This is a genomic window from Dictyobacter vulcani, assembly GCF_008974265.1.
GTDB lineage: Bacteria > Chloroflexota > Ktedonobacteria > Ktedonobacterales > Ktedonobacteraceae > Dictyobacter > Dictyobacter vulcani.
In genome coordinates, this window is the sequence record NZ_BKZW01000001.1 from 1,781,164 (window position 1) to 1,796,817 (window position 15,654).

A 15,654-nucleotide genomic window follows, 5' to 3' on the forward strand; every position below is an offset into this window, starting at 1 on the left:
AGCTTGCTTTCCAAGGTTGAATAGATGAACGAAAAAATCCAGTCGGTTCTTAATTCTCTCCCGCATAAGCCTGGCATCTACCTGATGAAGGATGCCGAGGGAACAATCATCTATGTTGGTAAGGCGATCTCGCTTTTCAACCGGGTCAGATCCTATTTTCAGGAATCGACCGATCATAGTCCGAAAAATCGGAGTATGGTCTCAAAAATTGATGATATTGAGTTCCTGGTCGTCCAGAATGAGGTCGAGGCACTGGTTCTGGAAAGCAATTTTATCAAACAGAACCGCCCCAAATATAATGTGCTCTTGCGGGATGATAAGAGCTATCCTTATATCAAGGTTGCCCTGACAGAGGATTTTCCACGCGTCTATCGGGTGCGCAGTTTTCACCACGATGGCAATCGTTACTTTGGTCCTTATACGAATTCAGGCTCTGTCGATGCGACACTGGACCTGCTCAATAAATTGTTTGCATTTCGTACCTGCCGCTATGATGGTAGTGCCTGGGCTCCTCCAGCTAAAGGTGAACCACCTGCCAACTGGAAGCTCAAACTGCTGTCGCGTCCCTGCACTCAATACTATATTCATCGCTGTACCGCCCCCTGTGTGGCCTATACCACACGCGAAGAATATAACGCTATCATTAAGCAGGTGATCCTTTTCCTTGAGGGCCGCCATGAGGAAGTATTGAAAGATCTTCAGGCTCAGATGGAGAAGGCATCGGAGGATCTTAACTTCGAGGAGGCCGCCAGACTACGGGATCGTATTCAAGCGGTTGAGCGCGTGCTGGAGAAGCAACGCATCATCAATACCGATGCACAGGATGATCAGGATGTGATCGCCCTGGCCAGTGAGGATGATGAGACGTGCGCGCAGGTCTTTTTCTTCCGCGGCGGCAAGATGGTTGGCCGGGAGTACTTTATCTTGCAGGGTACCCGCGATTCCAGCGCGAGCGAGGTCATGACTTCGTTTATTCAACAATTTTATCAGAGTTCACCCCATGTGCCACCTGAAATCATTGTTGAGGTTGAACCAGAGGATCGGCAGATTCTGCAAACCTGGCTGAAAGAGAAGCGCAAAGGAGCAGGTGCGACTGGCGGCAAGACTTCTGTGACTATTACGGCACCGCGTCGCGGCGATAAGGTTGAGATGGTCAAAATGGTCAAACATAATGCTCAACTCGTCCTTGAACAGCAGCGCATCAAGTGGCTCACGGATACCCAGAAGACACAACTGGCCCTGGAAGAGTTACAGACGGTGCTGAATTTAGCCACGGTTCCATTGCGTATCGAATGCTATGATATCTCAAATACCCAGGGTACCGACTCGGTTGGAGCCATGGTGGTCTTTGAGGGAGGACGCCCCCAAGAATAGCGAGTATCGCCGTTTTAAAATCAAGCAGGTCGAAGGTCCCAATGACTATGCCAGCCATCAAGAAGTGTTGCGCCGCCGCTTTCGTAAAGCCGCCACGCATGCCACGTCCCTACCAGCCAAACCAGATGATGATATCAGCCTTCCCGTCGGGGAGACGATAGAAGACATCATCCAGGATGACGAACCAGCAACGACCGAAAAACCCGCCGCGGTGACTCAACATGACTGGGCGATGCCGGATCTGGTGATCATCGACGGCGGAAAAGGACATCTGAATGCGGCCCTTGAGGTCATGCGCGAACTGGATCTGGATATTCCAACGATTGGTGTGGCTAAAGAAGAAGGGTCACATAGCAAGCTGAATACCGCCGAGGAAATTTATATTCCAGGTGCCAGTGATCCCATCAGCCTGCCACGCAACTCGCAAGGACTCTATCTCCTCCAGCGTATTCGCGATGAGGCCCATCGCTTTGGCATTACCTATCACCGCAAACTGCGCTCGAACCGCACCTTCAAATCGGTCCTGGATGAGATTCCAGGTATTGGGCCGAAGCGTAAGCAGGCATTGCTCAAGCATTTTGGCTCTGTTCGGGCCATCAGTAATGCCAGCCTGGATGACCTGGCTGCCCTGGATGGTATGTCCCGCGATGCCGCCGAAAAAGTCAAAGAATATATTGGTCGCGTGGAATAAATCACGCTCAAATACTCGTTTAAATGTATAGAAGTTATGTTTGTGAGACTGCTAGCAGTCTCACAAATTGATTGACAACCCGGCCATTTCACGGTACTATTAATGCATAGGACGGCCAGCCCGGTCGCCCTCTTTCTCTATATCAAAATTTCTTCATCATCACAAATACGGACAACTAAAATGGGGATCACCTATAAAGATCACCGCCATCGTCCACAAGGGTGTTGAGCGTGTATAACGCGTTCGATACAATCTAAGAGGTAATTGGTATATGCCAACGTACGAGTATCTTTGTCAAACATGTAGCCACCGCTTCGAGACGTGGCAGAAAATGACCGATGAGCCTTTGACTGTTTGCCCTGAGTGCGGCCAGCATATCCGCCGAGTCCTTTTCCCGGCCGGAGTGGTGTTTAAAGGTTCTGGTTTCTATAAAACCGACTATAGCAATGGCAAAACCCTTGCTCCCACCAATGGAGACACCAAAAAAGCGGAAGGCACCAGTGAGAGCAAACCGTCAACAGAGAGCAAATCTTCCGAAAGCAGCCCCGGCACAACAAATACCAGTTCAACTTCAAGCACGACACCTGCAGCCAGCAAGTAAGATGTGAGGGTGAAACAATGGGAGAATCAGCAATCGCCGCCATTCAACGGCAACAAATAGAGATTGCAATTGGTGAGTTACTTCTCACCTCCGATTACTATATGCGCCAATCTACAGTTGAGCGCCTGCGCCATTTAATCTCTCACGCCGATCCAACACTGGATACCAATAAATTCAGTGAGATGGCCCGAGAAGAACTCAGCGAACTCAATCTTCTGCGAGCCAACTGACAAAAGCGTAACCCGCCGCAAGCCGCTGTGGTTTAAACCCAGGCGGATAGGCGGGTTTCTCGTGGGCTTTAGCCCTTGCTTGTTGCATAGAATGCATGGTTGGATTATACTGCATAGGTGCAACGAAGGCACGACAGCACAGGCTGTACGGCCTTAGGAAGTGTTGCCAGGCAAAATCGTTCAAGAAAAGCCTCCCACTGATGCATGCATCAGTTTTCGAAAGAGAAAGGTGTTCACCCTTTCCAGGTCGCCAAACACCCGACGTTGGCTGCACACCCGCCGGGTACGGCATGAAACGGTGAACAGGCATGGCACCGCCCTTCAAGCGAGCAGATGTGTGGATCTGTGCTTGAGTGTATTCCTCACCCACTACGGTCTTCAACGAGTTGCCTCAACGAGGCACCGACTCAGGGGGCCGACTACGTAGGAGTGCAAGAAGCCGCCGCCCCTTCAGGGCGTGCGGAGTGTCACAAAAGCCAAAAAGCTCATTCCATAAATATCTGGGATGAGCTTTTTTTGTGGACATGGAATGGGGCAAAAGCTCTATTCTACAAAAGGGGAAGAGGATAGACTTATCTTTTCCCCAAAAGTCAGCATTAACATACCCACTTTTCCTATTGGATGGCCATTCACAACCATATGCGCGTCGTACGAGTGTATACTGGTATTACACAATCCCTAAGAATGGCTATGGCTATGCCAGTTGCGAGGAGAGAGAGGTCATGCAGCTTCAAAGCGAAAAAACACAAGAACAGATAATTCAAGAACTTCAACAGCGTGTAGATGATTTAAAGGCGGAAAATCTCCATTTGCAAGATCAGCTGGCACATAAAGAACAGTCGACTGCGATGATCGCACATGATCTACGAGGTCCCCTTTCACCGATTATTAATTATGCTCAGATGATTTCCCGTCATGCCAACCCCTCGAAGAATGGCGAAAAAAGCTCTGCCCAGCAAACAGCTAAGAAACAAGCTGCCATTAAGCGCAACACAAATATTATTATTGGTCAGGCTCAGCGCATGAGCCGTCTGGTTAATGATCTGCTTGACTCTTCTCATCTTGCTTCTGGTAAGTTCTCATTGATCTGCGAAGATTGCGATATTGTACAGCTGGCTACCGAGATGGTGGAACAATTACGTCCGGTCGCCCCTTACCATACGCTTACCATCATCAAACCAGCTAAACCCATTATCGGTCAGTGGGATAAAGGGCGTCTGCAACAGGCGCTGGGCAATTTGTTGGATAATGCTATTAAATATTCTGATGAACATACAACCATTACAGTGACCGTGACCCGGACTGAGAAAAGCGTGCGTGTCAGTGTCCATAATCAGGGAGCCAGTATCCCTTCTGCGGAGATTGGTCAGCTCTTCCGACCGTATACACGGCTGCCAACGGCTAGCTCACGCCGTGGCTCGGGGCTTGGCTTGTTTATCACCAAGTCGATTATTGAGGCTCATCAGGGTAGCTTACAGCTTGAACCCCATGGCGAGGAAAATAGTGGTGAGGAAGCTCGCGGTACCACCTTTACGTTTGAGCTCCCTCTCGCATAATTGAGTAAGATGAGCTGTTACCCAGCTCATCTTAATGGCTGCTAGCGATTCAGGAAATCGTTCAGAGCGGTTACGGAGTGTACAAGCAAGTCTGCACCACGCTGGCGATACAAGTCGATTTCTTGCTCATGCACAACCATTGCTGCCAGGATGGTTGGCTCATTGCTGGTCTTTGTAGCTTTATAGCGTCGCACCAGATCAAAATCATCGGCGGTATCTCCAATATACAATCCACCTCTGGCTCCCACCTGATCGATAGCAAAGCGGAGCGCAGCTGGATCTGGCTTGGCATGAACATCAGCTGGCACAACCACGTCCCACCAGCGCTGACCGCTATAGGCTTCCATGCGCTCGATGGCGATATCGACTTCGGCTCCAACACGACCGGTAATCATACCCAGATGGGCAATACCACGGCGACGCAGGCGCTCGAAGAAATCGGGGGCGTATAACATTTTCTCATTGTGCACATAACCAGGTGCATCTGGCATATAACGGGGCTCGCGACCCAGGCGATTGCGCAGTTCTCTGGCTCCCCAATAACTTTCATTAAAGACGTCTACCACCACTTCATAAGAGGTACGGGCGCTGGCAGGAAATGTCGCATCCACCCACGCACGGCCACCCTGACCCGTCAGAGCCGCCTCATGGGCCAGTACACCCCATTCCCGGGTACTTCGCTCCGCCAATGAGCTATCCCGCCACTCACGCAACCGTGCGGTCGTCAGAGACGATAAGAGATAACACATATCCCAGTCACTATTAAAGCCACCAGCCTGCTTAAAGATCGTGATATCTTCCTGTGTCACCGGACCTTGCTGTTCGTGCTGGTCCCATTCCAGTCCGTTGAGGGTCCCTACAATATATTTAGTTACAGCAATATTTGCTGCTCTAAAGGAAGCTACTGTTTCAATTAAGACACCGTCCACATCAAAGAACAGGGTATCAAAAGGTTTGGGTAATACTAGATCGGGGCGCTGCCAAATTACCGGAGCACTCATCATCACATAGGCCCTTTCAACAAAGAAGGCACTATCAGCTAGTGCCTGCGACAAAATAATCTCTTGCATACCTTTTTATTGTATAACTTTTAGATTAAGAGAATGCAAAATGAAGGAGAGGGGGGAAGCGTCTTTACCAGTTTAGAGGAACCGCAAGCGAAGCCCCCTAAAACCTTATACGTTTAGTCTGGCTTTAAAGTGACTGTGTTTATGCTGTAGATATGTATACTATTGACCACGATGTGTATGTTCTTGCGCGAACGTCTCACGCATGTGAAGCTTGCTTATTTATCTAAAGAGAGTGTTTGATTACCATCCTCATCGGGGAGGGTGCAGCCAGCCACACTCGGGCGCTAAAGCGCCCATATTTCTTTTAAGCGTGCGGTGAAATGGTGCGTTTTGCGCACCATTTCACCGCACGCTTAAAACATGGTATCTATAACACGCGACTTAAGAAGTTGCGTGTGCGTTCGTTTTCACATTCACCAAAGATCTGTTCGGGTGGACCCTGCTCCACAATCTGGGCTTTATCCATGAAGACAACATGGTCGGCCACGTCGCGGGCAAAGCCCATCTCGTGGGTCACAGCAACCATTGTCATGCCTTCTTCTGCTAGCTGACGCATGACTTTCAACACCTCACCGACCAGTTCGGGATCGAGCGCCGAGGTGGCTTCGTCAAATAGCATCAGTTTGGGATTCATGGCCAGGGCACGCGCAATGGCAACACGCTGCTGTTGACCACCAGAGAGGCGGTGTGGATATGCATCCTCTTTGTCGGCCAGACCTACTTTGTCCAATAGCACTCGGGCACGCTCGACGACCTGATCTTTCGGTTGGCGTAGCACATGGATCGGGGCCTCAATAATATTTTCGAGCGCCGTTTTGTGGGCGAAAAGGTTAAAACGCTGGAAGACAAAGCCAATCTGGGAGCGCAAGCGAGCAATATTCGCCTCGCTATCCTCAACCAGTCTGCCTTTTTCCTCCCGGTATCCAACCAGTTGGCCGTCGATGTAAATACGACCGTCATCAATCTTTTCGAGATGATTGAGGCAACGCAGCAACGTGGTCTTACCAGAACCACTCGGTCCGATTACAACCACAGCCTGGCCGCGCTTCACGTGAAAGTCAATACCGTTCAATACTATATTGTCACCAAAACGCTTGACCAATTGCTCGGTGCGTACCATCTCGACGTTCTGGCTGCCCTCAAAATCATTAGTAGTTACATCTGTATTCATTGGCCGTATGTACCTCCTCAATCTTATCTGGCAGTCTGCGCACCTAAACCGGTCAGGCGTTTCATCGTACTTTTCTCTTGTGCGGCAGCGATCGCGACATTGGCACGATCAGGATCAAAACGATTCTCAATCCAACGCTGTACAAATTCCCAGATTGTGGTCAGTACCAGGTAGTAGATCGTGGCTACAATCAAAAGTTCAAAAATGGTAAAGTTTTGAGAACCAAAGTCCCGGGCGGTTCCTGTTAGTTCTTCAACACCAATGACGGTGGCAATCGAGGTGGTTTTAAGCATGTTGTTAAATTCGTTGCCCAGGGGAGGGATAATCACGCGCATAGCTTGAGGAATCACGATACGGCGCATGGCCAGATTATTGCGCATACCCAGCGCCTTAGCTGCTTCCATCTGGCCTGGATCCACCGATCCCAATGCAGCTCGGATGATTTCAGACATGTAGGCCCCTTCGTTCAACGAAAAGGCTACCAGAATACAGGCCCAGGCTGGCAGCAATGCATTTGGAAATATCTTTGGTAGACCAGCCCATAATAACAAGACCTGCACCAACAGAGGACTACCCCGAAAGAACCAGAGATAGGCGCGTGCCGGCCACACCAGAAATACATATTTCGATGTTCGCATCAGCGCTAAAATGAAGCCCAGGACAATTCCTATCGCTTGCGCTACCACAGAGATCCATAAGGTGATCCATGCAGCCTGCAAGAAATAGAGGTTGGGATCCTGAAAAAGATAATACCATACTTGGTCCCAACGAAACATGGCAATCCTCCGAAGAAAACTATGTGCTCCCTACCTCTGTAAAAAAGCAGAGGTAGGGAGCAATAAATGATGATAACTTGATCAGCGGCATGCTTACTTGCATCTACATTTAAGCAAGTGTGGCTTGCTGCTTGATATAAGCAACTTTTTGCTGATCAGAGAAGCCCCATTTTTGAAAGAGATTATTGTAGGTGCCGTCGCTTTTTACAGCGGCAAAAGCTTTCTGCATTGCAGTCAACATCGAGCTGTCGCCCTTGCGAATAGCGATTCCATAGGGGGCTGCATTTACAACTGACCCGCCGACCTCGAACTGACCTGGATTGATTTTGTTATAGTAGTCGGTAACTGGCGAGTCCTGATAGGTTGCGTCAACCCGGCCATTTGCCAGCAATTGTATCACATCTGTTTGCGACTGCAATACTGTCTGCTTGATATCACCCTTGCCAGCCTTCTTACAGTCCTTGGTAGCAGCATCCAGATCATCTTTCTCCACTGTACCTGTCTGCACTCCAATATTGAGGCCACACAGATCGGTGACGGATTTTAAATGTTTGGGATTGCCTTTGGCTACCAGCAAGGACTCACCGGCATTAAAATAAGGCACAAAGTCAAATGTTTGTTTACGCTTATCATTGATAGTGACAGAGGAGATCACCACATCAAAGCGCTTATTTTTCAGGTCGTCGAAAATCGTATCAAAACCCGTTTTCTGAATAACAACATTCAAACCCATACGCTGTCCCATGGCCCGTATCAGGTCGAGATCAAAACCTGTATATTTATTCGTTTGGGTATCAAGGAACTCCATTGGGGTATAGGTGGTATCACTACCAACGGTTAAAGTCCCTTGTTTAATTAATGAGGATGGAGCGGCTACATTTGGTTTTGCTGCTGGGGTACTGGCAGTAGAAGAGGTACCGGGATCACTATTACCACAGGCGGCCAATAATAAGGATAAGAATGAGGCCAGTAACAGCCCTACCAGAGGTAGGCGCTTGATTGGCGTACGAGTAGGTGATGGCATGGAAATTAAACCTCCATTTTACCGATTAAATAGTCCATTCGTGCTGAAAGTACAAAGGGATTCAGGACAGTTTCAACCATGGCTCTCGTAGCAACATCGCTGTTCCTAAAGAAAAAGAGAATGTTCTCTGTCACGATCGAGAAGCTCAGCAAGCAGCTGAGCAGATGCTTATTATGTAATCTACGTTCAATTAAACCTGCTATCTCACAAGAAACAGGGGCTTGTGGAAATTATAACTGAAAAAAAGGGGGAGTGTGGGGAAGATGACGCGTAATCAGCAGCGCGAACAATGGTTTTATTATGTGGTGTCAAAAATGTGTAAAGCACATTTTTGACACCACATAATAAAAGAAGTATGGGCGCTTTTAGCTATGATAGTTTTTGTTGCGGTGAGAAACTCCACTTGCTAAACAGTTTATCGTAAGTTCCGTCACTGCGCACAGCCTTAAAAGCATTAGTAACAGCATTTAGAGTACTGTTATCACCTTTGCGCACCACAATACCATAGGTGGCGGATGTGACCACTGAACCTCCTACTTCAAACTGACCCGGATTAATTTTATTGTAGTAATCAGTAACTGGCGAATCCTGGTAGGTGGCATCAACGCGGCGGTTGGCCAGTAACTGTATCACATCGGTCTGAGATTGCAGCACGGTCTGGGCTATGGTAGCCTTGCCGTTTTTCTGGCAGGTTTTACTGGCAGCGGTCAGATCTGTGTTTTCGACCGTGCCCGTTTGCACACCAACTTTCCGACCACAGAGATCTGCCACTGACTTGATGCTCAGAGGATTCCCTTTCTGGACCAACAGGGATTCTCCCGCACGAAAATAGGGCACAAAATCATACTTGACTTTGCGTTCATCATTGATAGTTACAGCGGCCAGCACTATATCGAAACGCTTGTTAGTCAGATCCTCAAGCAAGGTATCAAAACCGGTACGCTTGACATCTAGCTTGAGCCCCATATGCTGCGCCAGGGTATTCGACATATCGATATCAAAACCAATAAACTGGTTATTGGCGGTATCAAGATATTCCATGGGAATGTATGAAGGATCAGTTCCCACGGTCAATGAGCCAGCCGTGATCAGATTTCCTGGCGCGGCAACCGTTGCGGCAGGTGTAGGTAAAACAGTACCTTGAGGACTGGCGACTCCGCTATTCTGGTTTGGTGTACCACATGCGCTACTCAACAATAAACAACACAAACAGGCTGCCAGACGCAAGATAGATCGTCGACGAAAAACGGATACCATTGGAATAAAACCTCCATGAAAATAGCCTCTCTTTGCTTACCTTCACGTCTCATTGGCACGGTTTGTCACAGCCAGGATCATTCCAACAAAAAAAATGGTACCCCGAATAGCAATGTAATGACTGCTCTCAACACGAGTCACAACGTTTATGCTTGTTCTTCAATATACGCCAGCAGGCAAATTTTCAGGAAGGTTGCTGGTTCACATCGATAGCAATTTCAGGAAATGGATGTTGCTCATCCAGCATATGGATCAACTTCCAGTCCTCCTGCTGCACGTCCTGGCGTGCCTGCTGCATCAGGTCAAGGTGATATTTAATCACCGGTTCACCCACAATGCGTCCGCGTGCCTGATGTTGATCATATTGGAGGCAGGTTTCCAGCGAGATATTAAACATAAAAAGGCAGGTAAAATAATTATGTTGGGCAGCCACATCTAGCAATCGCCGACGAGCATCAGCCTGCAAGGCCGTACTATCCGCAATCGTTAAACGTCCATGATTCATACGCTTATGAATAATATAGTGAAAAAGTTCAAATGTATCTTTATTAACTTGCTGGTTTGTCTCATCATCACAGACAATGGCCCGACAATAGTCAGATGACACAATGGCAGTAGATCGATATCCCAGTTGCTTATGCTGTTCAACAAAGGCCCGGGCAAAAGTACTTTTGCCGGCACCCGCTGGTCCACATAACACCATCAAAGTGCGCTCAGGCAGGAGAATGCGCTGAACCCCATGCGCTGAAACTTTTTCCATAAGACCTCGACTCCTTTACGGCTTGTAATTCTACTAGTAGGTTTTTCCATGGCACCATATCATAATCTTTTGACTAGCTGGCAACTATGGATTTAATAAAGTACCATTCTTCCATACTATATAACCTGAACAGAAAAAATTCCCCCTATTGACGCAATATTCCGACGCTACCACCTCAGAAAAATGGGTTATTTTGTCTCTAATTCTTCTTGCACTACAATATTTCATGTATATAAGAAAAAAAACAATAGGAGCCTATATTCTCTTTTCTTTATCGGAAGTACATTTACAATGAAAACAAGCTACCCGGGCTGCTGGCCGGGCACAAAAAATACAGTAATCCTTATTATGAGGAGTTATCTCTATGCGAAGTTTTCCTGGCATTTCTGATCGCAACAGACGCAACCTATTCTGCTTCTGCCTGTTAAGTCTTTTCGTCAGTGGAGCAACTTTGCTACACACCATACAACCCTCGCTGGCAGGTGGCATACAACAATATAATGAGTTCTGGCAACAGCAAAGTGGCCAGGATTTTCAACACTGGCAACAGCATGGTGTCAGCGTCACAAACGGGATGACAGCAGCCAATGTCCAGTTGGACAGACAAAAAAATCTAGCCTGTAATACCCGGGATATTGATGGTGGATCGGTCAGCTACGTAGAACAGGTTGGACTCTGTCAGGGTAAGGATCCATATCCAGCCAGGGGTTATGTACAGGGACAGAATTATTATAATGGCGGTGCATTCTACTTTGGTACGTTGACATCTCCGATCAATGTGGTACACCAGCCATTTACCAGCCTGGTAGCATCCTGGAATGCCACGACACCGGCAGGAACATGGCTGGAGTTCCATGTTCGCGTATTGGAAAAGCGGTTCTGGACCCATTGGTACAGGCTGCCAATCTGGGCCAGCGATAGCAGTATGATTACCCGCCATAGCAATAGCGGTCAAAGCGACAGGACCGGTGCGGTGGAAACGGATACATTTGTGACCGGAAAACAGCCAGCGCGGGCGTATCAAATAGCGGTAACACTTTTCTCCATGACCGCCAATAACAGTCCACATCTTAAGCGCGTCAGCGTGATTGCCTCATATGATACCAATGCTCAAACCACTCCAGTCATTGCACCTCTCAAAGCGGCCTGGGGCATTAATCTGGCGGTGCCACAACGCTCACAAATGCTTGATGCATATCGACAACTGGGATTTGGCGGTGGAGGCGAGGCCTGGTGTAGTCCTACTTCGACCAGCATGGTGATGGCGTACTGGGCCCAAAAACTGGGGCAAGCTGATCTGCGGCAAGCAGTTCCCGATGCGGCCCGGGCCAGCTTTGATTATACGTACCAGGGTACCGGCAACTGGCCCTTTAACACTGCTTATGCGGGCAGTTATAATTTGAAAAGTTTTGTGACCAGGCTGTACTCTATGAGTCAGGTTGAAAGCTGGATTCAAGCTGGTATACCACTGGTGATCAGCGTTGCATATCAGCCTGGAGCCTTGCCTGACTCACCTATTGCAAGCTCAACAGGACACTTGCTGGTGGTGCGTGGCTTTACCCCTCATGGCGATGTGATTACCAATGATCCCGCTGCCTCCTCCGATGATCACGTACAAATCATTTATTCACGCACCCGTCTGCAAACAGTCTGGCTGAATGCCTCGCATGGGACCGTTTATGTCATCTATCCTGAGAAGTGGCTGATACCGACCCTCAATCGTTTAAATTCCTGGTGAACATCATCAGTAAACATGTACGACCTGGAAAAAAACAACGGTCATGCACCGTAATTATCCCTGCAGGCCGCTATATGATCTTTATTCCTGCTAAATACAGGGATATCTTTTCTGATGCCTTTCTCACCCATTAGCAGAGACGGCAGCGATACGCGCCTTTAAACAAATGCAGAACATGTGGAACAGCTTCATTACTGTAGACATTCTGGTGTAGAAATTGATATACTACCCTGTGGGCAACGCTCAAAAGATTACGCTCCATAGGTATTCTTTTTTTCCCGATCTGGCACTTGCCGCGACCCGTTATTACTAACAGGGCAACGACGAACATTGTTGCCAATCTATTATGCATTACCATATGTGGAATGTCGTCAGGTAACCACATTCCATCCATCATAAACCCATTACCGAGGAGGATGCTGTGTCTGTTGATACGACCCTGACAGGGACCGAAATACGTGCACGTTTCCTGGATTTTTATGCCAGCCAGGATCACGTGAAAATGCCTAGTTCATCTCTCGTGCCGCATAATGACCCCACTGTATTGTTGACCACCGCTGGGATGCAGCAGATGATCCCTTACTTTCTGGGCCGTGAGACTCCTCCTGCGGTACGTATGACTTCTTCGCAGAAATGTTTCCGCACAACGGACATCGATAAAGTAGGCAATCAGCGTACGCTGACCTTTTTTGAGATGCTGGGAAACTTTTCGGTTGGGGATTATTTTAAGCGCGAGGCGATTACTTTTGCCTGGGAGTTCCTCACAAAAGTATTACATCTGCCCGCCGATCGCCTGCATCCAACGGTCCATCCTGAGGATGATGAGGCACCTCAACTCTGGCATGAGATAGCTGGTTACGCTGATGAAGCGATTGTACGTCTGGATGAAAACTGGTGGGGACCTCCGGGAGCCTCTGGTCCTTGTGGTCCTGACTCTGAAATTTATTATGATCGCGGCGTTGAATATGGCTGCGGCGAGGCAGATTGTAAGCCAGGCTGTGAATGTGAGCGTTTCCTGGAGATCTGGAACCTGGTTTTCATGCAATTCTATCAGGATCTCGATGGTAGCCGGACGCCACTGCCACGCCGCAATATCGACACCGGTATGGGCCTGGAGCGTCTGACAATGGTGCTACAGGGCAAGGAGTCGGTGTTCGAGACAGATCTGCTTCGCACGATTATCGACCGCTTTGCCGCTATCACTGAAACTCCCTATGGACAAAATCCGAAAAGTGATGCCTCTCTCCGTGTAATTGCCGACCATGGACGCTCACTGGTCTTCCTGGCCGCCGATGGTGTGCTCCCCAGCAATGAAGGTCGCGGCTATATTTTCCGCCGTATCCTGCGCCGAGCGGTCCGCCATGGCAAACTGCTTGGGCTGGATAAACCATTCCTGGCTGAGGCGGCTAATACGGTCATTGATTTGATGGGCACCTATTACACAGAATTGAAAACACAGCGTGAACGCATCATCGAGGTGTTAAGCCTGGAAGAGAAAAAGTTCAGCCAGACCTTGAATACTGGCCTGAGCCTGCTCAATGAGCGCCTGCAAGATCTAAAGGAACGCCAGCAGACCGTGATTCCTGGCGAGGAAGTTTTCCGCCTGTATGATACCCATGGCTTTCCAGTTGAGTTGACGCAGGAGATCGCGGCAGAACAAGGCTTTAGCATCGATACCGCTGGCTTTGAGCAATCTATGCAACGCCAGCAGGAGCGCAGCCGCGCCGGTGCCAGCAACACGTTCGCGCAGGCTCAGGATGATCGCGCTCTCACCGAGATCCTGAAGCGCCAGGGTACCACCGAGTTTCTCGGCTATGATGGCCTGGTCGGTAGCAGTAAAGTAGTGGCTCTGGTCGTCAATGGCGAAGAGGTTCAGGATATTAGCGCGCCCCAACAAGCCCTCGTAGTGCTGGATAAAACCCCATTCTACGCGGAAAGCGGTGGCCAGATTGGTGACCATGGCGATCTGACCGGTCCGATGGGCAATTTCCAGGTTCAGGACACACGACGTCCACTCAAAGGACTGATCGTGCATTATGGTGAGTTGAACGAAGGCCATCTGCGCGTTGGTGATACGGTGCAAGCGGATGTGATCGAGCAACGCCGGGCCGATACGATGCGCAATCACAGCGCGACCCACCTGTTGCACAAAGCATTGCGGGACCTGCTGGGACCACAGGTACAACAGCGTGGCTCGCTGGTCGAGCCTGAGCGTCTGCGCTTTGACTTCACCAGTCCACGTGCCCTGACCAGTGCTGATCTCTCGCATATTGACGGCCAGATCAATGCATGGATTCGTGCAAATTATCCTGTACAGACCAGAATCATGCCGATCCAGGATGCGATGGAGACGGGTGCGATGGCGCTTTTCGGTGAAAAGTACGATGATATGGTCCGTGTAGTCTCAATGGGAAATAGTATTGAGCTCTGCGGTGGTACACACTGTGCGACCACAGGCCAGATCGGTAGCTATATCACGGTGCAGGAAACCAGTGTCGCCGCCGGTATTCGGCGTATTGAGGCCTTGACGGGTCGGGCAGCTGATGCCTATCTACGCCAACGCCGCGAGACCGTCGATCGTATCGCTTCACTGCTACAGGTCCAGTCAGATCAGGTTGAGACACGAATCGAACAGGTGCTACAGGATCTCGCGGCAGCGCGCCGCCAGATCACGCAATACCAACGCAATGAAGCTCAAACGCAGGCACTCAGCCTGGTCCAGCAAGCACAGGACATCTCTGGCATTCCGGTCGTCGCGGCTATGGTCAGCGCACCGGACGCAAAAGTCCTACGCGACATGGGTGAGATCATTCGCGGCAAACTTCCGCAGGGTGTCGTCGTTCTGGCCAGTGATCTGGGAGAGCGCATCGCTCTTCAAGTGAATATCGATCCTGCTTTAACCAAACGTGGACTCCACGCTGGCAAGATTGCTGGTACCGTTGGAGAGCGACTGGGCGGAAAAGGTGGTGGTCGTCCCGACTCGGCACAGGGTGGTGGCAAGGACAAAACGGCTATAGATTCAGCTTTGGAACTTGCAAAAGCCTTCGTGCGTGATAATCTCAAGTAGGCTTGCTGCCGCAACAGGGGGCGATGCTTGCCATCGCCTCTTATCTCTGTCAATGAGATGGGCTTCTCAGGGCTTTGAAACAAACGGATAGGGACATTTCTACCTGACATACAACGAGATTAGGTGTTTATTCGTTATACAGTCATTGGGCAGTATGTATTTTAATGACTGGCACACTTACCTCTCTCAATGCAATTATACAAACAGAAAACCAGAACTTGACTGGTGTAAAGTCAGTTTTGCTAATAAAGCCATTTTTGTGCTATAAAATAAACGAATGCCTTAGATCGCCCAACACACGAGGAAGCTGCTCTAGCAGAGCTGGCAGCAAGTGGAGCA

Annotated in this window: 13 protein-coding genes; 7 read left to right on the top strand and 6 right to left on the bottom strand. The window is 49.2% G+C overall.

The window, feature by feature from the left end; genetic code table 11:
* The first annotated feature begins 24 nt into the window (after positions 1-24).
* From uvrC to KDW_RS07430, 5 genes are all read left to right on the top strand, one after another.
* Positions 25-1,374, top strand: coding sequence for an excinuclease ABC subunit UvrC (gene uvrC, locus KDW_RS07415; RefSeq protein WP_198925219.1), 1,350 nt, complete (start codon positions 25-27; stop codon positions 1,372-1,374).
* Positions 1,349-2,065 (top strand): helix-hairpin-helix domain-containing protein, encoded by a 717-nt coding sequence (locus KDW_RS32725; RefSeq protein WP_198925220.1) that lies wholly within the window; start codon positions 1,349-1,351, stop codon positions 2,063-2,065. Before uvrC ends, KDW_RS32725 begins: the two co-directional genes overlap by 26 nt.
* Positions 2,066-2,336: 271 nt before the next feature.
* Positions 2,337-2,666, top strand: a complete 330-nt coding sequence (locus tag KDW_RS07420) for an FmdB family zinc ribbon protein (protein ID WP_151755368.1) — start codon at positions 2,337-2,339, stop codon at positions 2,664-2,666.
* 17 nt (positions 2,667-2,683) lie between these two features.
* A complete protein-coding gene (locus tag KDW_RS07425) occupies positions 2,684-2,896 on the top strand; it encodes a hypothetical protein (RefSeq protein ID WP_151755369.1) in 213 nt (70 codons plus the stop codon).
* Positions 2,897-3,618: 722 nt separating this feature from the next.
* Positions 3,619-4,452 carry a sensor histidine kinase gene (locus KDW_RS07430; protein WP_162005028.1) on the top strand — a complete coding sequence of 278 codons (834 nt, stop codon included), beginning with the start codon at positions 3,619-3,621 and terminating at the stop codon, positions 4,450-4,452.
* A gap of 41 nt (positions 4,453-4,493) precedes the next feature.
* On the opposite strand, the gene KDW_RS07435 is transcribed toward KDW_RS07430, so the two are convergent.
* The 6 genes from KDW_RS07435 to KDW_RS07460 form a co-directional block, all read right to left on the bottom strand.
* On the bottom strand, positions 4,494-5,507 hold the full coding sequence (locus KDW_RS07435; RefSeq protein ID WP_162005029.1) for an HAD family hydrolase: 1,014 nt from the start codon (positions 5,505-5,507) through the stop codon (positions 4,494-4,496).
* Between the two features lie 382 nt (positions 5,508-5,889).
* The gene (locus KDW_RS07440; protein ID WP_269822434.1) at positions 5,890-6,693 is read right to left on the bottom strand and encodes an amino acid ABC transporter ATP-binding protein; all 804 of its coding nucleotides are present in this window, start codon (positions 6,691-6,693) and stop codon (positions 5,890-5,892) included.
* 23 nt (positions 6,694-6,716) lie between these two features.
* Positions 6,717-7,469, bottom strand: a complete 753-nt coding sequence (locus tag KDW_RS07445; RefSeq protein WP_151755372.1) for an amino acid ABC transporter permease — start codon at positions 7,467-7,469, stop codon at positions 6,717-6,719.
* A 109-nt stretch (positions 7,470-7,578) separates the two neighbouring features.
* Positions 7,579-8,493 carry an ABC transporter substrate-binding protein gene (locus KDW_RS07450; RefSeq protein WP_151755373.1) on the bottom strand — a complete coding sequence of 305 codons (915 nt, stop codon included), beginning with the start codon at positions 8,491-8,493 and terminating at the stop codon, positions 7,579-7,581.
* Positions 8,494-8,862: 369 nt separating this feature from the next.
* Positions 8,863-9,750: an ABC transporter substrate-binding protein gene (locus KDW_RS07455; RefSeq protein WP_151755374.1), complete on the bottom strand. Its 888-nt coding sequence runs from the start codon at positions 9,748-9,750 to the stop codon at positions 8,863-8,865.
* Between the two features lie 184 nt (positions 9,751-9,934).
* Positions 9,935-10,510 carry an AAA family ATPase gene (locus tag KDW_RS07460; RefSeq protein ID WP_151755375.1) on the bottom strand — a complete coding sequence of 192 codons (576 nt, stop codon included), beginning with the start codon at positions 10,508-10,510 and terminating at the stop codon, positions 9,935-9,937.
* Between the two features lie 364 nt (positions 10,511-10,874).
* Between KDW_RS07460 and KDW_RS07465 the strand changes: the two genes are divergently transcribed.
* Positions 10,875-12,248 carry a C39 family peptidase gene (locus KDW_RS07465; protein ID WP_151755376.1) on the top strand — a complete coding sequence of 458 codons (1,374 nt, stop codon included), beginning with the start codon at positions 10,875-10,877 and terminating at the stop codon, positions 12,246-12,248.
* A gap of 421 nt (positions 12,249-12,669) precedes the next feature.
* A complete protein-coding gene (gene alaS, locus KDW_RS07470) occupies positions 12,670-15,315 on the top strand; it encodes an alanine--tRNA ligase (RefSeq protein WP_151755377.1) in 2,646 nt (881 codons plus the stop codon).
* Positions 15,316-15,654: the final 339 nt, after the last annotated feature.